Genomic DNA, 22,404 nt, shown 5'->3' with positions numbered 1-22,404 from the left:
CTTCGACCCTAGGCCACGCACGCATGATCGGCATCCGCCGCCCCGGGTTGAGGGGAGTTCGCGCGCGATTCCTGCGCGGTGCGTGCGGATCCGGACACGCAGCGGATCCTCGTTAGGCTTTCCGGGTGCCTCGCATCTCTCCTCATGGAACCTGGACCTCTCCCGTCACGGCCGCCGACGCGGCGGCCGCCGGCGGCGGCGCGCAGTGGCTCGCCGCGGTCGACGGCGCGCTCTGGTGGGCGGAGGCGCGGCCTGCCGAAGGCGGTCGCGTCGCGCTCGTGCGCGCGCTTCCCGGCGGCGGCGTCGAGGACGTGCTGCCCGCGCCGTGGAACGTCCGCAACCGGGTGCACGAGTACGGCGGACGGCCGTGGCTCGCCGTCGATGGTGTCGTCGTCTTCACGCATTGGGCCGATCAGCGGGTGTATGCCCTCAAGGGCGGCGAAGTCGCCGCGCTGACGCCGGAACCGGCCACGCCGCAAGGCGTCCGGTACGGCGACCTCCGGCCGGGCCGCGAGGGCGAGGTGTGGGCGGTCCGCGAGCGCAGCACCGGTCCGCGGCGCACCGACATCTCCCGCGAACTGGTCGCGATCCCGCTGAACGGCTCCGCCGAACGGGTTCTCGTCGAAGGACACCGGTTCTTCACCGCGCCGCAGCTGTCGCCGGACGGCGCGCACGCCGCGTGGCTCGCGTGGGACCACCCGGCGATGCCGTGGGACGGCACCGAACTGTTCGTCGCGCCGGTGGCCGCCGACGGTTCCTTCGGGGACGCGCGGGTGCTGGCGGGCGGTCCGGACGTCGCGGTGTGCCAGGTCGCGTGGGAGACCGCGGATCAGCTGCTCGTGCTCGCCGACCCGGACGGCTGGTGGAACCTGCACCGGGTCGGGCTCGACGGTTCGACGGTCAACCTCGCGCCGGGGGAACGCGAGCTGGGCGGGCCGATGTGGAAGCTCGGCACCAGCTGGTTCGCTCCGCTGGGCGGCGGGAAGCACGCGGTCCTCGACTCCGGCAAGCTCGCGATCCTGGACGAGAGCGACGGTTCGGTGACCCGCGTCGGCACCGAGCTGACCGTGTGGTCTTCGCTCGGGCTGGTCGCGACGGCGGACGGGATCGCCGGGATCGCGGGCGGGCCGCGGCACGAGAGCGCGGTCGTGGTGCTGGACCCGGACACCGGGAAGTGGCGCGCGCTGACCCCGCAGCCGGCCTCGCTGCCGCCCGCCGAGTACCTGCCGGTGCCGCAGGAGCGGGTGTTCACCGGGCCGGACGGCGCGGACATCCCGGCGTACGTGTTCCCGCCGACGAACCCGGACTTCGTCGCGCCGGAAGGCGAACTGCCGCCGTACGTGGTCCACGTGCACGGCGGGCCGACCGGGCACAGCGACGAATCGCTCGACCTGGACTTCGCCTACTTCACCAGCCGCGGCATCGGCGTCGTCGCGGTGAACTACGGCGGCTCCACCGGCTACGGGCGGGCGTTCCGCGAGCGGCTGCGGGAGCAGTGGGGCGTGGTGGACGTGCGCGACTGCGCTGCGGTCGCCGAAGCTCTTGTCGCGGAAGGGATCGCCGACCGGGCCCGCCTCGGCATCCGCGGCGGCAGCGCGGGCGGGTTCACCTCGGCCGCGTCGATCACGATGACCCGCACCTACGCGGCTGCGACGGTCAAGTTCCCGATCCTCGACTTCGCCGGCTGGACCGGCGAGGGCGGCGAAACGCACGACTTCGAGTCGCAGTACCTGGTCAGCATGGTCGGCCCGTATCCGGAAGCGGCCGACCGGTACCGGGAGCGTTCGCCGATGACGCACGTGGGCTCGCTGGCCGGGCCGGTGCTGTTCCTGCAGGGCCTGGAGGACGAGATCTGCCCGCCGGACCAGGCGGACCGGTTCGTCGCCGGCATCGACGGGAGCGGGATCCCGCACGCGTACCTGCGGTTCGAGGGCGAGCAGCACGGTTTCCGGAAGGCGGAGACGATCGTCGCCGCGCTGGAGGCCGAACTTTCCTTCTACGGCCAGGTGTTCGGCTTCGAGACGCCGGACGTGCCGCGGCTGGAGCTGTCCCGATGAGGCCCGCGAGACTCTCCTCCGGGGACACCGTCGCGCTCGTCGCGCCGTCCGGGCCGGTGCCGCAGGACCTGCTGGACGCCGCGCTGCCGGTGCTGCGCGAGTGGGGCGTCAAGGTGCGGATCGGCGCCGGGGTGCGCGCTTCCGGCCAGTCCTACCTATCGGCGCCGGACCGGGCGCGGGCGGCGGAGTTCACCGAGGCGTGGCTGGACCCGGAAGTCCGGTGCGTCCTCGCGGCGCGCGGCGGCTACGGGACGCAGCGGATGATCGACCTGGTGGATTGGGCGGCGTTGCGGGCCGCCGGGCCGAAGGTGCTGGCCGGGTCGAGCGATGTGACCGCGCTGCACCGGGCCGTGCACACGCACCTGGACCTCGCGACGCTGCTTTCGCCGATGCCGGCGAGCGTGCTGTTCGACGAAGCCGCGTCGGAGCATTTGCGGCGGACGTTGTTCGAGCCGGACCACACGCGGGTGCTGCGGGCGCGGGAGCCGGACGTGGTCGTGCCCGGCCGCGCGCTGGGCGTGCTGGTGGGCGGGAATCTGTCGCTGCTGGCGTCCGGGGTCGGGACGGCTGAGCAGGGGTCCGCGCGCGGCGGGATCGTGCTGCTGGAGGACGTGACCGAGAGCCCGTACCGGATCGACCGGATGGTGACGCAGCTGCTGCGTTCCGGCTGGTTCGACGGGGCGCACGGGATCGTGCTGGGCTCGTGGGCCGCGTGCGGCGATCCGGCGGAGGTCCGCGAACTGCTGTCGGAACGGTTGTCGCCGCTGGGGGTTCCGGTGCTGAGCGGGTTCGGCTTCGGGCACGTGGCGGGGTCGCCGACGCTGCCGCTGGGGGTTTCGGCCTCGCTCGACACCGAACTGGGCACCCTCACCCTCGACTCCCCCGCGCTGGACTGAGCATGCGACTGTCCACTGTGGAAGCCCGGACCCGGTTCGCGGCGGCGAGGGTGGCCCGGCTCGCCACAGCGGACAGTCGCGGGGTACCGCATCTGGTGCCGGTGACGTTCGCGGTGCGCGCCGACACGGTCGTGTTCGCGGTCGACCACAAGCCGAAGACCACGACGTCGTTGCGGCGGCTGGCGAACATCGCGGAGAACCCGGCGGTGTCGTTCCTGGTCGACGAGTACGACGAGGATTGGTCGCGGCTGTGGTGGGCTCGTGCGGACGGGGTCGCGAGGGTGGTGTCGGATGCTTCGCGGGACTCGTATGTCGGGTGGTTGACGGAGAAGTATCCGCAGTACGCGGAGCGGCCGCCGGAGCATGCGGTGGTGGTGACCGAGGTTCGGACGTGGCGGGGGTGGGCGGGGTCGTAACGCGGGGTCCGGCCCTGGCGATCTTTCCGGCGTGCGGAGGGGATCCCAAGGATCTCGCCAGGTATTTGCCGGACGAGGAGCAGTTGAGGGACGTGCGCACCGAGCAGAAACGGGCTCCTGCTTCCTTTGCCGCCGAGCGGATCAACCCGTGCTGAAGCGGCTGGCTCCCATCGTCGCCGCGGCCTTCGACCAGGACTGAGGCGCATGGCGAAACGGCGCTACGTGGCCCGGGGCGTGCCCGGCGGGTACCAGATCTGGGACAACCGTTCCCGGCGCTGGTGGGGCGATCGGTTCCAGCTCTGCCCGGACGATCTGGTCGCCGCGCTCAACAGCCGGGCGGACCACGCGACCGTCACCGCGCTGATCAACCGGTACCGGGCGCTCAAGCGCTGATCGGTCCGCGCGCCGAAGCACGTGGCGGGCGGGGTCGTAACGCGGAGCCGGGTGCTGGCGATCTTTCTCCCGAAATGGGGAGGATCATGCGTTTCGCGCTTGCGGTGACCGGTCTTGTCCTGCTGCTCGCGGGTTGTGCCGCCGAGGCTCCGGCGGCTGCTCCGGCACCGAGTTCCGCGCCGCCGTCGAGTTCCGCGGTCTCCGCGGCGCCGCCGGCCGCGAAAGACCTCACGAAGCATCTGCCGAGCGGAGACGAGCTGGCCAAGACCGGTCTCACCGTCGGACGGGATCGTCTGCCGTACGTCGTCGGGCCGAACACGCCGCTGCACATCGTGCGGGCGTGCGGCGCCGACCAGCCTTGGGATGCCGCCGTGCGGAACGGCGCACAGGCGTACTCCACAAAGGACACGCTGTGGATCCGGCAACGGCTCGCCGAGTACGAGGGCTATACCGGCGAGCAGGTCGTCTCTGGCCTGGACAAGGCTCTGAGCTGCGGAAAAACGGTGTCCGGAGACCACGACCTCGCGTTCGTGACCCGCTTCTCCTCGCACGGCAAGGGGCTGCCCGAGGACTCCGAGCTCACGGTGAAGGCCCGGTTCTCGGTCCCCGGCACCGCTGATCCGCAACTCGGGTTCTGCGGGCAGTTCGCGGAGGCCCGCGTGGCCGGCTGCGTCCTGGTCCTGGCCCATGGCAACCGCGTTCTCGCGGTCACGACCAGCGACTACCAACTGGGCCAGGTGAGCATGGCGGCGCAGCAGGCCGAGCTGAAGCGGCTGGTGCCGACGTTCGCCGCGGCGTTCGACCAGGGCTGACGACGCCGAAACGGTGAGTCAGCGGGTCTGCGCCAGGTCCCCGAAATAGCCGGTCCGCCACAGGATCCTCGTGCGGACTTCGGTGATGCGCCAGCCTTTCCCGGTTTCTCGCAGGCCCGCGGTGACGACGCCGCCCGCGGTGAACGCGCGGTCCTCCATGCGCACGGTGACCGGGCGGTCTTTCCACAGGTGGATCGCGACGAGGTTCGCCCGGACAGCCGCGGTGGCGCCGTCGAGTTCGACGTCGTGGCCGGTGAGCAGGTGCTGGCTCGCCTCGAAGCGGGCGAAGCTGCGGGCATGGCTGTCCGCGATGTCGGCTGGTCCGGAGGTTTCGGCGCCGCCCGGGCGCACGATCTTGGCTTCCGGCGCGAAAATGCGCTGGAAACGCGGGGCGTCGAACTGCCGCTCGTCGACCGCGCGGTAGTAGCTGTTGAAGGTGCGGATGATGCGGGACGTGGCGAGCAAGGCGTCGAGTTCGTGCTGATCCGTTTCCTGCACCGGCTTCTCCCTCGGGGTTCCGCTGTCTCGGTTCATCGTTTCGCACCGGGCTGGCGTGACATCGCGCGCTTGACCGCGTTCGGAAAGACTCTTACCTTTGATCTGCCAGACATCGGATGTACGACGCCGCCGGCCGATGTGCCCCTTTCGTTCCTGTTCGGAAAGGACACTCCGCGATGCCGGATTCCCCTGGTTTCCCCCGCCGGACGGCGCTGCGCGCCTTCGCCGGGACAGTGCTCGCCGTACCGGCTTTGGCCGGGCCGTTGAGCCAGTTCGCCACCGCCGCGAGCCCGTTGTGGCATCCGGATCCGGTGAAGGACGGCCTGAAGGCGTTCGAAGGCGTCGAGGCCGATCGCGGCGGTCTGCATCCGGACCGGAAGTACGTGGTGGTCGAGGGGAATCACTACCGGTTCAACATCTGGCGCGACGACCGGGACACCACCGGCGGCGGTGATCGGCAGCGGACCGAGACGAAGGGCATGGTGCAGAACGGTTCCGCGCTGAAGATGCGCGACGGCGAGACCTGGACGCTGTCCTACGAGATGTTCGTCCCGGCGAGCCTGCACGGCACGAGCCGGTTCACGCACATCTTCCAGACCAAGACCCCGGCGACGAACGCCGGTCCGTGGGTGACGCTCGATCTGGTCCGGGACGGCGGCGTGGAGATGATTTCCGCGCGGGCGTACGCGAATCCGGGTTCGCCGTCGATCGCGGCGGCGAAGCTGGCTCCGTTGCGGGACAAGTGGATCACGGTCGAGTGGACGCTCACTCCGGGCGACGCGGGCGCGGCGGCGTGCGTGATCCGCAGCGGGGCCGGCGCGGGTGCGCCGATCGCCGCGCAGGGCAGCAAGACCGGGGTGAAGCTGCCGGATCAGGGCGACTACGTGCGGCCGAAGTGGGGCATCTACCGCTCCGTCGAGAGCGCGCAGTCGGACATTCTCGACACGTACCTGCTGTTCCGGAACTACCGCGCGAACCGCAAGTAGCCCGGGCGGACGGTGGTCCCGGCGAGACGCCGGGACCACCGTCTCACAGCTGTTTGGCCGGAGTTTCCGGGAGGAATTCCTCGTCCTTCGGCTTCTTCCGCCACGCGGCGACGAGCCCGAGCGGGTCGGGGCGCAGCAGCGACGCGGCGGCGTAGAGGCTGACCACGACGACGATCGCGATGAACCACCAGTCGTAGAGCGCCTGCTCCCCCGTCGGGTAGTAGACGAGGGTCACGAACACCGAGATGGCCACGATCGCCGACAGGTTCCGCCGTTCCCACGGGAACGCCGAGATCAGCACGAAGCCCCAGGTGAGGTACCAGGGCAGGGTCGGCGGCATGAGGATCGCGACGGCCAGCAGCGTGATCGCGGCGCGGTAGACGGCCTCCTTGCCGCCGCCGCGGGCGAGCCACCACTGGCGGACGCCGAACACGACGAGGCCGACCATCGCGATGGCGCGCGCGACGGTGACGAACGGCGAGGGCTGGACGTTGGCGATGATGTGGGCGAGGTTGTAGACCGCCTCGCCGATGCCGCTGGGGAAGTTCAGCCAGTTGGTGATGAGCTGCGGGGCCTTGAGGCCGGACCACCAGCCGAGGTTGAGCGAGCCGAGCGACACCCACGTCCCGACGACGAACACCGGCAGGAACAGCCCGACCGCGGCGGCTCCGGCCTTGAAGAAGTTCCTCGTCTTCGACGGGCCCGCCATGTCGGCGGCCCACATCCAGACCATGAACGGCAGCGCGACGGCGGCGGTCGGCTTGATCAGCATGCCGATGGTGACCAGCACGACCGCGATGACGTGTTTGCGCTCGAGCGCGGCGAGCATCCCGATCGTGAGGAAGCCGAGCATCATCAGGTCGTTGTGCGGGCCGCCGAAGAGGTGGATGACCATCATCGGGCTGGCGACCGCGACCCACAGCGCGACCGGGAGCTTCCCGCCGAGGTGCTTGACGAGCCGGGGCAGCGCCCACAGCGTCATGCCGAGCCCGACGAGCAGGACGAGCCGGGTGAGGACGACGCCGGCGATCATGTGGTCCTGGGTGATCGCGACGATGCCCTTGGAGATGAGCAGGAACAACGGCCCGTACGGGGCGGGCGTGGTCTGCCACAGCGGGTGCACGTTCTGCACGACGTTCGGCAGCACGGGCAGCTCGGCGGGGCCGTTGGCGTACGGGTCGAGCCCGTAGAGCAGCTGCGCGCCCTGGCCGAGGTAGGAGAAGACGTCGCGGGTGAACAGCGGCGGCGACACGATCAGCGGCGCCATCCAGCACAGCGCGGCGATCAGGATCGGCTTGCTGCCGATGCGCCCGGCGAGCGCGTAGCGGCCGAGCCGGACCCACGCCCACACGACGAGGCCGAAGCCGCTGTAGAGCAGCGCGTTGGCGAGCGCCCGGCCGTGGCCGTAGCGGATCCAGGACAGCGGGCCGTGGCCGATGACGGGGTCGCGGATGAGGATGCCGCCCGCGCCGAGCGCGGCGAGCATGAGAAGGGCGCTTCCGACCGTGCCCATCGCGATGGTCCGGTACGGGAAGCGCGCGGGCGTCAGGAACTGCCGGTCGAGACTGCCGGCGTTCGGCTGCGCGTTGTCGGTAGTGGTGGCCATTTCGATCCAGGAGATTACCGGGTGCAGTCGGCCCGCCCCGCACGGGCTCCGGGCGCGCGGGGCTTCGGCGCGCGCCCGGAGCGAGCCGCGGTCAGCGGTCGGCCGCGGTTCGCTGCGCGGTGCCCCCGGGGAGCGCCGCGAGCAGCGACTTCGTGTACTCGTGCTGCGGGTCGAGCAGGACCTGTTCGACCGTACCGGTCTCCACGAGTTCGCCGCGGTACATGACCGCGGCCCGGTCGGCGATGTTCCAGGCCAGTCCGAGGTCGTGGGTGATGACGAGCGCGGAAAGCCCGAGCTGGCGGCGCAGCCGGAGCAGCAGCGCGAGGATCTCGCCGCGCACCGACGCGTCGAGCGAGGCCACCGGTTCGTCGGCGAGCAGCAGCGACGGTTCGAGCGCGAGGGCCCCGGCGATGACGACGCGCTGGCGCTGGCCGCCGGACAGCTCGTGCGGCAGCCGGTCGAGGTATTTCTCCGGCGGGCGCAGTTCGGCGGATTCGAGCGCTTCGAGCACGACGTCGCGTTCGTTCGCCAAGCCGTGGATGCGCGGTCCTTCGGCGACCGCCTCGTACACCGTGTGGGCCGGGTTCAGCGCACTCGTCGGGTCCTGGAGCACGAGCTGGACTTCCCGCCGGTACGCGCGCAGCCCGGCCCCGGCCGAGGGCACCGGCTTCCCGGCGTAGCGGACCGCGCCGGAATCGGGTTTCTGCAGCCCGAGCAGGGTGCGGGCGAGGGTGGTCTTGCCGGAGCCGGACTGGCCGACCAGCGCGACGATCTCGTCCCGGTGGACCTGGAGGTTCACCCCGTTGACCGCGTGGATCCGCTTGCCTTTGCGGTCACGGAACGTGACGTGCAGGTCCTCGGCGGCGAGCAGCGGCTCGTCGCCGGAGCCGGCGCGTTCCTCCGGTTCCGGGGGCAGCGGTGTCGCGGTGGCCGGGGCGTAGCGCGAGACCGGGTCGCCGACGGTCGGGAACGCCGCGGCGAGGGCTCGGCTGTGTTCGTGCCGCGGCGAGGACATCAGCTCGGCGCTGGGGCGTTCCTCGACGACTTCGCCGTCGTACATCACCGCGATGCGTTCGCAGGTGGCGGCGAGCACGGACAGGTCGTGGCTGATCATGATCAGCCCGATGCCGCGTTCGGCGACCAGTTTCGACAGCACCGACAGCACCTGGGCCTGGACGATGACGTCGAGCGCGGTGGTCGGTTCGTCGGCGATCACCAGCCGCGGTTCGCACGCCAGCGCCATCGCGATCATCACGCGCTGTTTCTGGCCGCCGGACAGTTCGTGCGGGTACGCGCCCGCCCGTGAGCGCGGCAGGTCGACCTGTTCGAGCAGTTCCGTGACGCGTGCCTGTACCTGCGCTTCGGAAGGCGTCTTGCCTTCGGGCGCGTGCAGCCGGATCGGTTCGGCGATCTGCTCGCCGACGCGGCGGACCGGGTTGAGCGCGTGCATCGCGCCCTGGAACACGACCGACGCCTCGGCCCAGCGGACCGCGCGCAGCCGTCCCCAGCGCATCTCGCTGACGTCCTCGCCGTCGAGCAGGATCTCGCCGGTGATCTTCGCGCTGCGCGGCAGGAGCCGGAGCACGCTCATCGCGACGGTGGATTTGCCGGAGCCGGACTCCCCCGCGACGCCGAGCGTGCCGCCCGCGTCGAGGCGAAGGCCGACGCCGCGGACCGCGGGGACGTCGCCGCCGCCGGTGCGGTAGGTGACGCCGAGGTTTTTCAGTTCGAGCAGCGCGGTCACGAGTGCCGTCCTTTGAGCCGCGGGTTCAGCACGGTTTCGAGGCCGCGGCCGACGAGGGTGAACATCAGCACGACGAGCACGATCGCGATGCCCGGCGGGAGCAGGTTCCACCAGGCGCCGCGGGTGACCGCGCCGTTGTTGAGCGCGGTTTCCAGCATGGCGCCCCAGGAGATCGAGGTGGGGTCGCCGACTCCGAGGAACGACAGGGTGGCGTCGGCGATCACCGCGTTGCCGACCACGAGGGTGGTGTTGGCGAGCACGAGCGGGGCGACGCCGGGCAGCACGTGTTTGGTGATGACGTGCAGGTGGCCGCCGCCGAGCGCGCGGGCGCGTTCGATGTAGGGGCGGCTTTCGATGGTGAGCGTCTGCGCGCGGACGAGCCGGGCGGTGCTCGGCCACGCGGTGACGCCGATGGCGAGCACGACGGTCCAGATCCCTTGCGGCAGCACGGCCGCCAGCGCGATCGCCAGCACGAGCGAGGGCAGCACGAGGAAGAAATCGGTGAACCGCAACAGGATCGCCGACACCCAGCCGCCGAAGTGCGCGGCGGTGATGCCGATCAGGGTGCCGATGAACACGCTCAGCGCGGTCGCGCAGAACCCGACGAGCAGCGAGATCCTGGTGCCCCACACCGTCATCAGCAGCACCGAGCGGCCGTCGATGTCGGTGCCGAGCCAGAACTGGCCGTCCGGCGGGCTGAGCGGTTTCCCGGTGACGCGGGTGACGTCGAGGCCGCTCTGGTCGCTGATCAGCGGCAGCAGCAGGGCGAGCAGGACGGTGAGCACGAGCAGGAAAAGCCCGGCGAGCGCGGCTTTCTGGGTCGCGAACTCGTGCCAGGTGCGGGCGATCCCGGCGCGGCGGCGGCGCCAGGCGATCGCGCGGGCGCTTTCGGCGGTGGTTCCCCCAGGAGTTGTCATGCGGTACGCACCCTCGGGTCGAGCACGCGGTAGAGCAGCTCCGCGAACAGGTTCATCAGGACGACGGCGCTGGCGAGGACGATGAAAACCCCTTGCAGCACCGGCAGGTCCGGGCCGTGCAGCGCGTCGTAGGTGAGCTGGCCGAGCCCCGGCCAGCTGAACACCGCTTCGACCGTGACCGCGCCGGCGACCACGGTGCCGAACTGCATGAACACCAGCGTCACGGTGGGCAGCAGCGCGTTCGGGACCGCGTGCCGTCGCCGGACGAGGTCGTCGCGCAGGCCTTTCGCACGGGCGGTGGTGAGGTAGTCGGCGTTCATCTCGCCCAGCAGCGACGAGCGCATCACCAGCATGTACTGCGCGTAGAACACCGCGAGCAGCGTCAGGCACGGCAGGGCCAGGTGGTGCAGCACGTCGACGCTCTGCGCGAAGAACCCGGGCCCGGCGTCGGGCGAGTGCATGCCGCGGCTGGGGAACAGCCCGTTGGTGGCCACCAGCAGCAGCAGGCCGAGCCAGAACTGCGGGACCGACCAGAGGGTCAGCGCGATGCCGGTCTGCGCGCGGTCGAAGAAGCTGTCGCGCTTCCACGCCGCGCGGATGCCGAGCCACAGTCCGAGCGCGACGGCCAGGACCGTCGCGCTGCCGACGAGCAGCACGGTCGGCCAGAGCCGTTCGCCGATCATGTCCAGCACCGGGCGGCGTTCGATGTAGGACTCGCCGAAGTCGCCTTGGAACAGGCCGACGAGGTAGTTGCCGAACTGCGCCAGGACGGGCTTGTCGATGCCGAGCCGTTCGCGCAGTTCGGCGATCTGGCCGGGGTCGGTGGGGCGGTCGCGGGCCATGAACGCGACCGGGTCGCCGGGCAGCAGCCGGAAGAGGAAGAACCCGAGGACGATCACCAGGAAGACGCTGGCGACCGCCTCGGCGATCTTCGTGAGGACGAACCGGGGGGTCCCGGTCCCGCCTCGGCGCTCGTCGGGGTCGGCGAGCACCGAGGCCTGGTCGGGCGCGAGGGCTTGGCTCACCGGCCGCTCCCCCTCCGCTGGACAGGCCGGCTGTCCGTGAGGGGAACCCTGAGGGAACCTGATTCCCTCAGGGTTCCCCTCACGGACCTGAAGATGCGGGCCGGGGTCGGCGGCTGGCAGGGCATCCGGTTCACTCCCGGTCGTCGGCGGATTTGCCGCGGCGGGACAGCGCGACGCCGCCGCCCACGAGCACGACGAGCACCACCGCGCCGACGATGATCCACACGGTCGTGCCGGAGCCGCTGTCCGGCGAAGCGGCCGAAGCGTCGGCCGGGACCGCGCCGTAGACGCCCCAGTAGCCGGTCTGCTCGAGGATCGACCCCTCGGGCTGCGGCTGCTTGCCGAACGAGGAGAACTTGTCGGAGCGGTACGCCTCGAGCACGTTGTCGTAGTCGTAGACGACGTTCACGGCCTGGCTGTAGAGGCGGGCCTGAGCCTGCTTCGCGTAGCCCGCGCGGACGCCCGGGTCGGTTTCGGCGAGCTGCTTGGCGTAGAGCGCGTCGTACTGCGGGTCGCAGAAGAACGTGTCGGTGGTGCCGCCCTTGCCCTGGGCGTTCGGCCGCGCCGCGCAGGTGTGCAGGGCCAGCGAGTAGTCCGGGTCCGGGTTGTTCGCGTAGCCGGAGATCGCGAGGTCGTAGTTGCCCGCGTTGGTGCGGTCGTTCAGCTCGTCGTCGGAAACGAGTTCCTGCTTCACCGAGATGCCGATGTCGTGCAGCCAGCCGGTGACGTACTGGGCGAGGCGCTGGTCGGGCGCGCGGTTCGCGTGCCCGGTGAGGCGCAGTTCGAGGCGGGCGCCGCCGGGCGCGGTGCGGACGCCGTCGCGGCCCTTCGGGTAGCCGGCCGCGTCGAGCGCGGCGTTCGCGGCGGCGAGGTCGAACTTGCGCGCCTCCCCCGGCGCCGGATCCCAGTGGTAGGTGGAATAGATCGGCGGGATCACGCCGCCGCCGGGCTGGGCGTAGCCGCCGGCGACCTTGTCCACGATCGTCTTGATGTCGATCGACTGCGCGATCGCCTGGCGCACCCGGATGTCCTTGAGCACCGGGTTGCCGTTGCCGATCGGCTTGTTCTCCGAGTTCTGGACGCCGAAGTTGAGGTTGATCTCGTTGTAGCGGCGGCCGGGGGCCTTGTTCAGCTCGATGTTCGGCTGGTCCTTGAGCGCGTCGAACTGGGTCGGGGTGAGCCGGTTGATCACGTCGACCTCGCCCTGTTTGAGGGCGTTCACCGCGGCTTCGACGTCCTTGAACACCAGCAGTTGCAGCTCGTCGACCTTGGGCGCGCCGCGCCAATAGTCCTTGTTGGCCTTGAACTTGACGTACTCGTTCTGCTTGTACTCGGTGATCTGGTACGGCCCGTCGTCGACGCCGACGACCGGGATGGTGTCGGTCTTCGGGTCGTTGAGGTCCTTGATCTGCGACCAGACGTGCTCGGGCACGATCGGGACGTCGAGCAGGTCCATCGACGACTGGACGGTCTTGGTCTTGATGACCAGCGTGGCGTCGTCCGGCGCGGCGACCGACTGGAAGCTCGCGACGTAGTTGCCGTTCGCGGTGCGCGCGGTCGCGTCGGTGAGCATCCGGTTGAAGGTGAACGCGGCGTCCTTCGCGGTGACCGGCTGCCCGTCGGACCACTTCGCGCCCTTGCGGATCTTGAACGTCCAGGTCAGCTTGTCCGGCGAGGTCGTCCACGATTCGGCGAGCGCCGGGGCGGCCTCGGCCTTGTCCTGCGACGGGATCGTCAGGAACTCGTAGACGAACCGGCCGACCTGGGTCGACGCGGCGAGCCCGGCGGTGAACGGGTTCAAGTGGTCGATACCAGTGGTCAACGCGACCCGCAGCACCTTCGGCTGTGCCTGCTGCTGCGCCGTCGCAGTGCCCGCCAGTGGCAGAATCGCCAGCGTTCCCGCCATTGCGACACCGAAAACGCGGCGCAACCCGTGCTGCCTGTGCTTATTTCGCACTTGAGAACCACCCCATCGTCAATCCCCGACCCCAGAGACGAAAAGTAACCACATACGGCGGGAAGCGCGCAATATGTGACGGTGCCGCTGCGTGTCCGATCGTTATGGTCGCGGCGCGGATCACTAGAGTGCCCGGCATGCGGATCCTGATCTCGGCCGACATGGAAGGCGCCACGGGGGTCACCTGGACCGACGACGTCGTGCCCGGGAGCCCGCAGTGGCAGCGGTTCCGGGGCATGTTCACCGGCGACGTCAACGCGGTGCTGGCCGGCCTGTACGCGGCGGGCGCGACCGACGTGCTCGTCAACGAGGCGCACTCGTCGCAGCGCAACCTGCTGCTGGAAGACCTCGACGAACGCGCGCGGATGCTGACCGGGCGGCACAAGCCGCTGTCGATGATGCAGGGCATCGATTCCGGTGTGGACGGTGTGGTGTTCCTCGGCTACCACGCCGGTGCCGGGTTCGACGGCGTCCTGTCGCACACGTATCTGGAGAACCAGATCACCGGCGTGTGGCTGGACGACGTGCCGGCGAGCGAAGGCAGGCTGAACGCGGCGATGGCGGCCGAGTACGGCGTGCCGGTGCTGCTGGTCAGCGGCGACGACCAGACCTGCGAGGACGCGCGCGACTACGCGCCGGACGCGGAACTGGTGCAGGTCAAGGAATGCGTGAGCCGGTACGCGGCGATCTGCCTGCCGCCGGCGCGCACGGCGAGGCTGCTGGAAACCGGCGCGCGGGAGTCGATGGCGCTGGCCGGGCGGGCCGAGCGGACGCCCGGGCGGCACCGGATCGAGGTCGAGTTCGACGCGAGCCATCTGGCGCAGGCGACCGCGGTGATCCCGACCGTGGAGCAGACCGGGACGCGCCGGGTCGCGTTCGAGGCGCCGAGCATGACCGAGGCGATGAAGGCGTTCAAGGTGGTCACGGCCATCGCGGCAGGGGCGGTGCAGGGCATCTATGGCTGAGGTCGACGTGGTTTCGCTGTGCGCGGACCTGATCCGGTTCGACACCACCAACTGGGGCGACGGGGAGGCCGCGGGCGAACGCCTCGCCGCCGAGTACGTCGCCGAATTCCTGGGCCAGCACGGGGTTTCGGCACGGATTCTGGAGCCCGAACCGCAGCGGTCGAATGTCGTCGCGCGGATCCCGGGCACCGATCCGACGCTGCCCGCGCTGCTCGTGCAGGGGCATCTGGACGTGGTGCCCGCGGCCGCGGCCGATTGGTCTGTACCGCCGTTCTCCGGCGAGGTGCGCGACGGGTTCCTGTGGGGCCGGGGCGCGGTGGACATGAAGGATTTCTGCGCCATGGTGCTGGCCGCCGTCGCGTCCGGGCTGCGGCCGCGGCGCGATCTCGTGCTGGCGTTCGTCGCCGACGAGGAGGACCGCGGCGACTACGGCGCGCACTGGCTGGTCAAGGAGCACGCGGACCTGTTCGAGGGCTGCGCGGCGGCGATCAGCGAGTCCGGCGGGTACAGCTATCACGTGCCCGCCGCGGACGGCCGGAAAGTGCGGCTGTATCCGGTCGGCACCGCGGAGCGCGGGACCGCGCACGTGCGGCTGACCGCGCAGGGGCGGGCCGGGCACGGGTCGCGGCCGAACGCCGAGAACGCGGTCGTGCGGCTGGTCGGGGCGGTGCGGCGGATCGCGGAGCATCGCTGGCCGGTGCAGCTGACGCCGACCGTGCGCGCGTTCCTGGAGCGGACCGGCGCCGCTTTGGGCGTGCCGGTGGATCTTTCGTCCGGCGAGGCGGTCGACGAAACCTTGGCGCGGCTGGGGACGGCCGGGTCGCTGGTGGTGCCGACGGTGCGCAACAGCACCACGCCGACGATGCTCGACGCCGGGTACAAGGTGAACGTGATCCCGTCGAAGGCGAGCGCGCAGATCGACGTCAGGGTGCTGCCGGGGACCGAGGACGAACTGTTCGCCGTGCTGGATTCGTTGCTGGGCGAGGGTGTCACGCGGGAATTCGTGGCGCATCAGCCGCCGGTGCAGGCTCCGGTCGATTCGCCGTGGTTCGACGCGATGGCCGGCGCGCTGCGGGCGGAGGACCCCGAGGCGGTCGTGGTGCCGTATTGCATGGGCGGCGGGACGGACGCGAAGGCGTTCACCCAGCTGGGGATGGCGTGTTACGGCTTCGCTCCCCTGGCGCTGCCGGAGGGCTTCCCGTACCGGGCGATGGCGCACGGCGTGGACGAGCGGGTGCCGGTGGACGGGCTGCGGTTCGGGACCCGGGTGCTGACGCGGTTCCTGGAGTCTTGCTGAGGATTTACGACGGGTCGACGCGCCGGACGGTCGCCAGCCAGGCTGGAAGACCGTCCGGCGCGAACCTCGCCGCGATCCGGCTGTCCCGCAGGGTTTCGATGCGCCAACCGGTTTCGCTCCGGAAAGGTGCTTCGAGTTCGGCGCGGGTGACCGGGTGCGGGCCGGAGTCGGTGTCTGCGTCCCGGAAGCACAGAACGTGCAGCCTCGCGCCCGGTTCGGTGACGGACGCGAGGCTGGCGACGTAGACCTGGCGTTCCCCGGCGTCGAGGGTGTGGAACAGGCCGCAGTCGAGGACAGTGTCGAAGGTCCGGTCCAAATCGGACAGACGAAACGCGTCGCCGACCGCGAACTCGGCCGCGATCCCCCGAGCGCGGGCTTTCTCTTCCGCTTGTGCCACCGCGGTTTCCGCGACGTCGATGCCCACAATGGACAGTCCGGTCGCGGCGAGGTGCAGCGCGTTCTCGCCGGTTCCGCACCCGGCGTCGAGGACCGTGCCGCGGAACGCGCCCTCGGCGGCGAGCTCGACGATGGCCGGTTGCGGGCGTCCGAGGTCCCACGGCGCCGGACCGTCCTGATAGGACTCGTCCCACGGACGGCCGGCGTGGCGTTCGTGGCTCGTCGCGGGACGGTCCTCGGGCATCAGCGGGCGAACTCCGCCCACCAGCGGCTGTCGTCGCGGACGCGCCGCAGCGAGGTCAGGGTGACGCCGTCGCGGCCGAAGGACTCGACCTCGGCTTTGCTCAGCGGCCACGGCGGTCCGGCCCAGGTGGCGAGGTCGATGCTTTCCTCGGCGACCGCGCCGACCACGAGCGTGCCGCCCGGGGCGACGAAGCCGGCGACCGAGGCGATGGCCGGGTCGTGGACGTCCTTCGGCATGGACTGGACGGTCATGATCTCCACGACCAGGTCGAAGGCGTAGTGGAATTCCGCGGGCGGGGTGAGCAGGTCCGCGGTGCGGTAGGAGACGACGGTGTCCGGGAAGCGGTTGAGCACGGCTTTGATCGCGCTGGGCGAGACGTCGAAGGCGGAGGTCTCGTATCCGGCGGCGGCGAGGAGTTCGGCGTCGTCGGCCATTCCGCAGCCGACGACCAGTGCGCGGCGCCCGTCGCCGGGGCGCTGCTCGATCCACGCGGCGAGTTCCGGCGAGGGCTCGCCGCGGTACCACGGCAGGACGGCCTCCCCGGCTTCCGCGGCCGCGTACAGGGGCTCGAACCACCCGGTGGGGTCACCGTTGGCGAGTGCGAGTCCGGCCCGGCGGCGGGCTTCCTCGTCGGGATCGATGGCGTCGTCTGGCATGCACTCTGTTATACCCGCCGGGCCTTGGCGCCGGTGCGTTCGACTGGCCGGGCGGGCCCACCCGGTCGCCGCGGCCGCGGCGCTGCGCGGTTGTCCGTTTCCGGCCAGGTTTGCGGGGCGGCCTTGACATCGATGTCACCCGCGAGTTGAGCTTCCGGGGCCCCGAGTCCCGACACCCGGGTCCCGACCCGGTCCACGATCCCCGATCCCCTGACGAACTGGGAGCAATGATGCCCCGAAGCGCCAGACCGTTCCACGCCGTGCTCGCCGCGGCCGTGGCGGCGGCGGGCCTGGTCGTCCTTCCCGCCGCGGCCGGTGCCGCGCCGGGCGAGGCCGCCCCGCCGGACTTCGTTTCTTCGTTCGAGCCGAACGACCCGCAGCCGATCCAGGACGCTGTCGACACCGATGCCGCCGGGAAGCCGCGGGCTTCGGGCGTCGACGGCGCGAACGGGACCTCGATCCCCGGCGACATCCGGGGCAAGGTCACCGACCTCAGCGCGACCAGCGAGAACACCGGCGGCGGCGAGGTGGCCGCGAACCTGATCGACGGCAGCACCGGCACGAAGTGGCTGTCGTGGGATCCGGCCGCGTCGGTGACGTTCACGCTGTCGGAGCCGACGAAGATCACGCACTACGCGGTGTCCTCGGCCAACGACGCGCCCGGCCGCGACCCGCAGGACTGGACGCTGCGCGGTTCGAACGACGGGCAGAAGTGGACCGATCTGGACAAGCAGTCCGGCCAGTCGTTCGACAAGCGGTTCCAGCAGAACGACTACAAGCTGTCCGCGCCGAGCGACGCGTACCGGTACTACCAGATGGACGTCACGCGCAATCACGGCGACGACATCATGCAGTTCTCCGAGCTGCTGCTGGCCAACGACGATCCGGCCCCGCCGCCGCTGCCGAACATGCGCAGCGTCGTGGATTCGGGCCCGAATCAGGGCTACACCAACAAGAACCGGGTCGGGTTCACCGGCAAGAAGGCGTTCCGCTACTCCGGCGGCCAGCCCAAGGCCGGGCACGGGTACTCCTACAACAAGGTCTACGACGTCGATCTCCCGGTGACCGGGACGAGCGAGCTGTCCTACAAGGTGCAGCCGCAGTTCGTCGAGGGCGATCTGAAGTACCCGAGCACGAACGTCGCGGTCGACCTGGACTTCACCGACGGCACGCATCTGCGCGACCTCGGCGCCACCGACCAGTACGGGTTCCCGCTGACGCCGGAGGGCCAGGGCGCGAGCAAGGTCCTCTACGCGAACCAGTGGAACCTGGTGCGTTCGGCGATCGGGCGGGTCGCCGCGGGCAAGACGATCGACCGGATCGCGATCGGCTACGACAACCCGAACGGCCCGGCGCAGTTCGCGGGCTGGCTGGACGATCTGAAGATCTCCGCGACGCCGACGCCGCCGGCCAGCACGCGGCCGAGCGACAACGTGCTCACCACCCGCGGCACGATGGCGAACGGCACGTTCTCCCGGGGCAACAACTTCCCGGCGACCGCGGTGCCGCACGGCTTCAACTTCTGGACGCCGGTGACGGACGCGGGTTCGGCGAGCTGGCTGTACAACTACCACTCGCAGAACAACGCGGACAATCTCCCGCAGTTGCAGGCGTTCAGCGTGAGCCACGAGCCGAGCCCGTGGATGGGCGACCGGCAGAGCTTCCAGGTGATGCCCTCGGCCGCGAGCGGGGTGCCGGACGCGAACCGCGACAAGCGGGCGCTGCCGTTCACGCACGACAACGAGGTGGCGCGGGCGCATTACTACGGCGTCACCTTCCAGAACGGGATCAAGACCGAGATCGCGCCGGCGGATCACGCCGCGATGATGCGGTTCTCCTTCCCGGGCACCGATTCCAGCCTGATCTTCGACAACGTCAACAACTCCGGCGGGCTCACGCTCGACCCGGCGCACGGCACGCTCAGCGGGTACTCCGACGCCAAGAGCGGCCTGTCCGCGGGCGCCGGGCGGATGTTCGTGTACGCGACGTTCGACAAGCCGGTCACGACCGGCGGCAAGCTGACCGGGCAGAACCGGGACAACGTGACCGGCTATCTGCGGTTCGCGGCGGGCGCGGACAAGACCGTGACGATGCGGATCGCGACGTCGCTGATCAGCGTGGACCAGGCGAAGAAGAACCTGGAGCAGGAGATCGCCCCGAACGCCGGGTTCGACGCGGTGCGGGACGCGGCGCAGCAGGCGTGGGACAAGCAGCTCGGCGTGATCGAGGTCGAGGGCGCGTCGAAGGACCAGATGGAGACGCTGTACTCCAACCTGTACCGGCTGTTCCTGTACCCGAACGAGGGTTTCGAGAACGCCGGCACGAAGGAAGCGCCGAAGTACCAGTACGCGAGCCCGGTTTCGCCGAAGACCGGCACGGACACCGCGACGCGGACCGGGTCGAAGGTGGTCGACGGCCAGACGTATGTGAACAACGGGTTCTGGGACACCTACCGGACCACCTGGCCGGCGTATTCTCTGTTCACGCCGGACATGGCGGGCAAGTTGGTGGACGGGTTCGTGCAGCAGTACCGCGACGGCGGCTGGATCGCGCGCTGGTCCTCCCCCGGTTACGCGGACCTGATGACCGGCACGAGCTCGGACGTCGCGTTCGCCGACGCCTACCAGAAGGGCGTGACGAACTTCGACGTCAAGTCGGCCTATGACGCGGCGCTGAAGAACGCCACGGTGACGCCGCCGAACTCGGCGGTCGGCCGCAAGGGTCTGGACCAGTCGATTTTCCTCGGCTACACGCCGAATTCGACCGGCGAGGGCTTCTCGTGAGCGATCGAGGGCTACGTCAACGACTTCGGCATCGCGAACCTGTCGAAGAAGATGTACGACCAGGCGGCGGCGAACGACCCGCGCAAGGGCGAGTACCTGGAGAACTACCAGTACTTCACCAGCCGGGCCCAGCAGTACGCGAACCTGTTCGACCCGAGCACCGGGTTCTTCCAGGGCAAGGACGCGAGCGGGAAGTTCACGAAGGCCAAGGCCGACTACGACCCGCGCCAGTGGGGCGGGGACTACACCGAGACCGACGGCTGGAACATGGCCTTCACCGTGCCGCAGGACGGGCAGGGACTGGCGAATCTCTACGGCGGCAAGGACAAGCTGGGCGCGAAGCTCGACCAGTTCTTCGCCGACCAGGAGACCGCGGACTTCCCGGGCAGCTACGGCGGCGTGATCCACGAGATGCGGGAGGCGCGGGACGTGCGGATGGGCCAGTACGGCCACTCCAACCAGCCCTCGCACCACCTTCTCTACATGTACGACTACGCGGGCCAGCCGGCGAAGACGCAGGCGAAGGTGCGCGAGGCGGTGTCGCGGCTCTACACCGGCAGCGAACTGGGCCAGGGCTACGCGGGCGACGAGGACAACGGCGAGATGTCCGCGTGGTACGTGTTCAGCTCGCTGGGCTTCTACCCGCTGCAGATGGGCAGCCCGGACTACGCGCTCGGGTCGCCGCTGTTCACCAAGGCGACCGTGCACCTGCCCGGCGGGGATCTGGTGATCAACGCGCCGAAGAACTCGGCGAAGAACGTCTACGTCCAGGGCCTGAAGGTCAACGGGAAGAACTGGACGTCGACGTCGCTGCCGCACGACGTGCTCGCCCACGGGGCCACGCTTGACTTCGACATGGGCCCGAACCCGTCGGCGTGGGGCACCGGCGCGGGCGACGCGCCGAAGTCGATCACCACCGGCGACGCGGTGCCGACGCCGCTGCACGACGAGACCGGGGCGGGGCTGGGCACGCTGTCCACTTCGGACGGTTCGGACGCGTCGGCGTTGCTGGACAACACCTCGCGCACGCAGGCGAAGGCGACGGGCGCGGTGCAGTACCAGCTGAAGTCGACGGACGAGGCGGTCACGCACTACACGCTCACCTCCGGCACCGGTGCGGGCGACGCGAAGAGCTGGACGCTGAAGGGTTCGTACGACGGGAAGAACTGGACGGTCGCCGACCAGCAGACCGACCAGGCATTCCAGTGGCGGCAGCAGACCCGGGCGTTCGCGGTGAAGAACCCGGCGCATTACGCCTACTACCGGCTGGAGGTCACCGCGACCGCCGGCGGTCCGGCGACGCTGGCGGAGTTCGAGCTGCTGGGCCGTCCGGACGCGTCGTGCACGAAGACGCTGACCGGCGTGCAGAACGGCCCGCTGACCGTGTCGAGCGGCGTGGTGTGCCTGAACGGCGCGACGGTGTCGGGTCCGGTGAACGTGGCGCGCGGAGCTTCGCTGATCGTGCGCGGCGGGCAGATCACCGGCCCGCTCGCGGCGGCAGGCGCGGCGCAGGTGGTGCTGAACCGGACGAAGGTGTCCGGTCCGGTGTCGATCACCGGCAGCACCGGTCCGGTGTCGATCGAGCTGACCGACATCTCCGGCCCGGTCAATCTGACCGGAAACCAGGGGCCGCTGATCGCGAGCAGCACGGTGGGCGGGCCGCTGGCCTGCACGGGCAACTCCCCCGCCCCGACGGATCACGACCTCGCCAACACGGTCCGCGGTCCGTCCGCGGGGCAGTGCGCGAAGTTCTGACCGGCTGACAGCCGCAGGCCAGGGGCTCGGATCCGTTCCGGGTGCCTGGCCTGCGGCGTGTCCGGCTACCTGTCCGGGCAGTCGGCTTCGGTCCAGGTCGCGGTCAAGTCCCGGCTGACGACAGTGAGCGATCCGGCGAGGAAGCCGATCTCGTGGCTTCATCCGTGGTCGTGGGGCAGGATCTCGTCCAGCGTGACCGCGCGGAAGCCGGTCCAGCCGGCCGGGACGGGCGTGACAGTGCGGACGCCTGCGTAGCGGATGCCCAGGTCTTCTTCGTGTTTCCAGCAGTTGTGGCGGAAGCCGAGCTGCAGCCAGTCCTCGCCGTCCGTTGTCCCGCGCAGCAGCGTGTCGAGCACGAGGTCTTTGACGCACCGTTTGCCGGGGAAGAAGTAGTGCTCCGGGTCGGCGGCGAACGCGCGGGCACCGGGCGGGAGCTCGGCCGAGAGCGCGGGCAGCAGACGGAGATACGCTTCAGGATCTAGGTAGTTGCCCGTCCCGGTCGCTTCCACTTTGACGTGTTTCATCGCTATACCAGCTTATTCGGTGGCTCGCACCTCCGACGCCATGGGAGCGTCGCGCGATGGAGATCAACTACGCCTGGCGAGCCGACCTCACCGACGCGCAGCTCGTCACCCTCACCGAAGCGCACGGCGGAACCGCGGACCCCGGCTGGTGGGACCGCGCGCGGGAGCACAGTCTCGGCTGGGTCAGCGCGCACGACGGCGACACCTTGGTCGGCTTCGCGAACCTGGCCTGGGACGGCGCGGACCACGCGTTCCTGCTCGACCCGAAGGTCCATGCGGACTGGCAGCACCGCGGCATCGGCACCGAACTCGTCCGCCGGGCCCGCGAGGCCGCCCGGGACGCGGGCTGCGAGTGGCTGCACGTGGACTTCGAACCGCATCTGCGCCCGTTCTACTTCTACGCCTGCGGGTTCGTCTCCACCGACGCGGGCTTGATCCGGCTCACCGCGAGCTGATCCGGCACCGCCGGTGCGGGAG

At 70.4% G+C, this 22,404-nt stretch carries 18 protein-coding genes and 1 pseudogene; 10 read left to right on the top strand and 9 right to left on the bottom strand.

Features of this window, described 5'->3' with window-relative positions; translation table 11 throughout:
* The first annotated feature begins 125 nt into the window (after window positions 1–125).
* From ACZ7SW_RS06715 to ACZ7SW_RS06695, 5 genes are all read left to right on the top strand, one after another.
* The gene (locus tag ACZ7SW_RS06715) at window positions 126–2,057 is read left to right on the top strand and encodes a S9 family peptidase (protein ID WP_470229421.1); all 1,932 of its coding nucleotides are present in this window, start codon (window positions 126–128) and stop codon (window positions 2,055–2,057) included.
* On the top strand, window positions 2,054–2,953 hold the full coding sequence (locus ACZ7SW_RS06710; RefSeq protein ID WP_470229420.1) for a S66 peptidase family protein: 900 nt from the start codon (window positions 2,054–2,056) through the stop codon (window positions 2,951–2,953). The genes ACZ7SW_RS06715 and ACZ7SW_RS06710 overlap by 4 nt, the downstream gene beginning before the upstream one ends.
* A gap of 2 nt (window positions 2,954–2,955) precedes the next feature.
* On the top strand, window positions 2,956–3,369 hold the full coding sequence (locus ACZ7SW_RS06705) for a TIGR03668 family PPOX class F420-dependent oxidoreductase (RefSeq protein WP_470229419.1): 414 nt from the start codon (window positions 2,956–2,958) through the stop codon (window positions 3,367–3,369).
* A gap of 204 nt (window positions 3,370–3,573) precedes the next feature.
* A complete protein-coding gene (locus ACZ7SW_RS06700) occupies window positions 3,574–3,762 on the top strand; it encodes a hypothetical protein (RefSeq protein ID WP_470229418.1) in 189 nt (62 codons plus the stop codon).
* Between the two features lie 86 nt (window positions 3,763–3,848).
* Complete coding sequence (locus ACZ7SW_RS06695) at window positions 3,849–4,574, top strand: hypothetical protein (RefSeq protein WP_470229417.1); 726 nt, start codon at window positions 3,849–3,851, stop codon at window positions 4,572–4,574.
* An 18-nt stretch (window positions 4,575–4,592) separates the two neighbouring features.
* On the opposite strand, the gene ACZ7SW_RS06690 is transcribed toward ACZ7SW_RS06695, so the two are convergent.
* Entirely contained in the window at window positions 4,593–5,072 is a 480-nt protein-coding gene (locus tag ACZ7SW_RS06690; protein ID WP_470229416.1) for a nuclear transport factor 2 family protein, read from the bottom strand.
* Window positions 5,073–5,248: 176 nt separating this feature from the next.
* On the opposite strand from ACZ7SW_RS06690, the gene ACZ7SW_RS06685 reads away from it, so the two are divergent.
* A complete protein-coding gene (locus ACZ7SW_RS06685; protein ID WP_470229415.1) occupies window positions 5,249–6,058 on the top strand; it encodes a hypothetical protein in 810 nt (269 codons plus the stop codon).
* Window positions 6,059–6,101: 43 nt separating this feature from the next.
* Here the strand turns inward: ACZ7SW_RS06685 and mptB are convergent, their stop codons facing one another.
* The 5 genes from mptB to ACZ7SW_RS06660 all read right to left on the bottom strand — a co-directional run bounded on the left by mptB (window position 6,102) and on the right by ACZ7SW_RS06660 (window position 13,256).
* Window positions 6,102–7,664: a polyprenol phosphomannose-dependent alpha 1,6 mannosyltransferase MptB gene (gene mptB / locus ACZ7SW_RS06680; RefSeq protein ID WP_470229414.1), complete on the bottom strand. Its 1,563-nt coding sequence runs from the start codon at window positions 7,662–7,664 to the stop codon at window positions 6,102–6,104.
* 91 nt (window positions 7,665–7,755) lie between these two features.
* The gene (locus ACZ7SW_RS06675) at window positions 7,756–9,408 is read right to left on the bottom strand and encodes an ABC transporter ATP-binding protein (protein WP_470229413.1); all 1,653 of its coding nucleotides are present in this window, start codon (window positions 9,406–9,408) and stop codon (window positions 7,756–7,758) included.
* Window positions 9,405–10,325 carry an ABC transporter permease gene (locus ACZ7SW_RS06670; RefSeq protein ID WP_470229412.1) on the bottom strand — a complete coding sequence of 307 codons (921 nt, stop codon included), beginning with the start codon at window positions 10,323–10,325 and terminating at the stop codon, window positions 9,405–9,407. The genes ACZ7SW_RS06675 and ACZ7SW_RS06670 overlap by 4 nt, the downstream gene beginning before the upstream one ends.
* Window positions 10,322–11,350 carry an ABC transporter permease gene (locus ACZ7SW_RS06665; protein ID WP_470229411.1) on the bottom strand — a complete coding sequence of 343 codons (1,029 nt, stop codon included), beginning with the start codon at window positions 11,348–11,350 and terminating at the stop codon, window positions 10,322–10,324. Before ACZ7SW_RS06665 ends, ACZ7SW_RS06670 begins: the two co-directional genes overlap by 4 nt.
* A gap of 130 nt (window positions 11,351–11,480) precedes the next feature.
* Window positions 11,481–13,256: an ABC transporter substrate-binding protein gene (locus ACZ7SW_RS06660; RefSeq protein WP_470229410.1), complete on the bottom strand. Its 1,776-nt coding sequence runs from the start codon at window positions 13,254–13,256 to the stop codon at window positions 11,481–11,483.
* Between the two features lie 188 nt (window positions 13,257–13,444).
* Between ACZ7SW_RS06660 and ACZ7SW_RS06655 the strand changes: the two genes are divergently transcribed.
* Window positions 13,445–14,272, top strand: coding sequence for a M55 family metallopeptidase (locus ACZ7SW_RS06655; protein WP_470229409.1), 828 nt, complete (start codon window positions 13,445–13,447; stop codon window positions 14,270–14,272).
* A complete protein-coding gene (locus ACZ7SW_RS06650) occupies window positions 14,265–15,569 on the top strand; it encodes a M20/M25/M40 family metallo-hydrolase (RefSeq protein ID WP_470229408.1) in 1,305 nt (434 codons plus the stop codon). Before ACZ7SW_RS06655 ends, ACZ7SW_RS06650 begins: the two co-directional genes overlap by 8 nt.
* Before the next feature lie 4 nt (window positions 15,570–15,573).
* Here the strand turns inward: ACZ7SW_RS06650 and ACZ7SW_RS06645 are convergent, their stop codons facing one another.
* Window positions 15,574–16,209: a class I SAM-dependent methyltransferase gene (locus ACZ7SW_RS06645; RefSeq protein ID WP_470229407.1), complete on the bottom strand. Its 636-nt coding sequence runs from the start codon at window positions 16,207–16,209 to the stop codon at window positions 15,574–15,576.
* Entirely contained in the window at window positions 16,209–16,865 is a 657-nt protein-coding gene (locus ACZ7SW_RS06640) for a class I SAM-dependent methyltransferase (RefSeq protein WP_470229406.1), read from the bottom strand. The genes ACZ7SW_RS06645 and ACZ7SW_RS06640 overlap by 1 nt, the downstream gene beginning before the upstream one ends.
* A 230-nt stretch (window positions 16,866–17,095) precedes the next feature.
* Between ACZ7SW_RS06640 and ACZ7SW_RS06635 the strand changes: the two are divergent.
* Window positions 17,096–21,403: pseudogene (locus ACZ7SW_RS06635) on the top strand (GH92 family glycosyl hydrolase).
* A 158-nt stretch (window positions 21,404–21,561) separates the two neighbouring features.
* Here the strand turns inward: ACZ7SW_RS06635 and ACZ7SW_RS06630 are convergent.
* Complete coding sequence (locus ACZ7SW_RS06630; protein WP_470229405.1) at window positions 21,562–21,927, bottom strand: hypothetical protein; 366 nt, start codon at window positions 21,925–21,927, stop codon at window positions 21,562–21,564.
* 56 nt (window positions 21,928–21,983) lie between these two features.
* Between ACZ7SW_RS06630 and ACZ7SW_RS06625 the strand changes: the two genes are divergently transcribed.
* On the top strand, window positions 21,984–22,382 hold the full coding sequence (locus tag ACZ7SW_RS06625) for a GNAT family N-acetyltransferase (protein ID WP_470229404.1): 399 nt from the start codon (window positions 21,984–21,986) through the stop codon (window positions 22,380–22,382).
* Window positions 22,383–22,404: the final 22 nt, after the last annotated feature.

The sequence above is a fragment of the Amycolatopsis sp. NPDC114484 genome (genome assembly GCF_055633755.1).
Note: the sequence above shows the minus strand (reverse complement) of the source record. Positions and strands in the feature narration are given on the sequence as shown.

Coding starts and splice junctions, on each gene's coding strand:
- ACZ7SW_RS06710 (WP_470229420.1), top strand. CDS start 2,054: ATGAGGCCCGCGAGACTCTCCTCCGGGGACACCGTCGCGCTCGTCGCG.
- ACZ7SW_RS06705 (WP_470229419.1), top strand. CDS start 2,956: ATGCGACTGTCCACTGTGGAAGCCCGGACCCGGTTCGCGGCGGCGAGG.
- ACZ7SW_RS06700 (WP_470229418.1), top strand. CDS start 3,574: ATGGCGAAACGGCGCTACGTGGCCCGGGGCGTGCCCGGCGGGTACCAG.
- ACZ7SW_RS06695 (WP_470229417.1), top strand. CDS start 3,849: ATGCGTTTCGCGCTTGCGGTGACCGGTCTTGTCCTGCTGCTCGCGGGT.
- ACZ7SW_RS06685 (WP_470229415.1), top strand. CDS start 5,249: ATGCCGGATTCCCCTGGTTTCCCCCGCCGGACGGCGCTGCGCGCCTTC.
- mptB (WP_470229414.1), bottom strand. CDS start 7,664: ATGGCCACCACTACCGACAACGCGCAGCCGAACGCCGGCAGTCTCGAC.
- ACZ7SW_RS06670 (WP_470229412.1), bottom strand. CDS start 10,325: ATGACAACTCCTGGGGGAACCACCGCCGAAAGCGCCCGCGCGATCGCC.
- ACZ7SW_RS06660 (WP_470229410.1), bottom strand. CDS start 13,256: ATGGCGGGAACGCTGGCGATTCTGCCACTGGCGGGCACTGCGACGGCG.
- ACZ7SW_RS06655 (WP_470229409.1), top strand. CDS start 13,445: ATGCGGATCCTGATCTCGGCCGACATGGAAGGCGCCACGGGGGTCACC.
- ACZ7SW_RS06650 (WP_470229408.1), top strand. CDS start 14,265: ATGGCTGAGGTCGACGTGGTTTCGCTGTGCGCGGACCTGATCCGGTTC.
- ACZ7SW_RS06645 (WP_470229407.1), bottom strand. CDS start 16,209: ATGCCCGAGGACCGTCCCGCGACGAGCCACGAACGCCACGCCGGCCGT.
- ACZ7SW_RS06640 (WP_470229406.1), bottom strand. CDS start 16,865: ATGCCAGACGACGCCATCGATCCCGACGAGGAAGCCCGCCGCCGGGCC.
- ACZ7SW_RS06630 (WP_470229405.1), bottom strand. CDS start 21,927: ATGAAACACGTCAAAGTGGAAGCGACCGGGACGGGCAACTACCTAGAT.
- ACZ7SW_RS06625 (WP_470229404.1), top strand. CDS start 21,984: ATGGAGATCAACTACGCCTGGCGAGCCGACCTCACCGACGCGCAGCTC.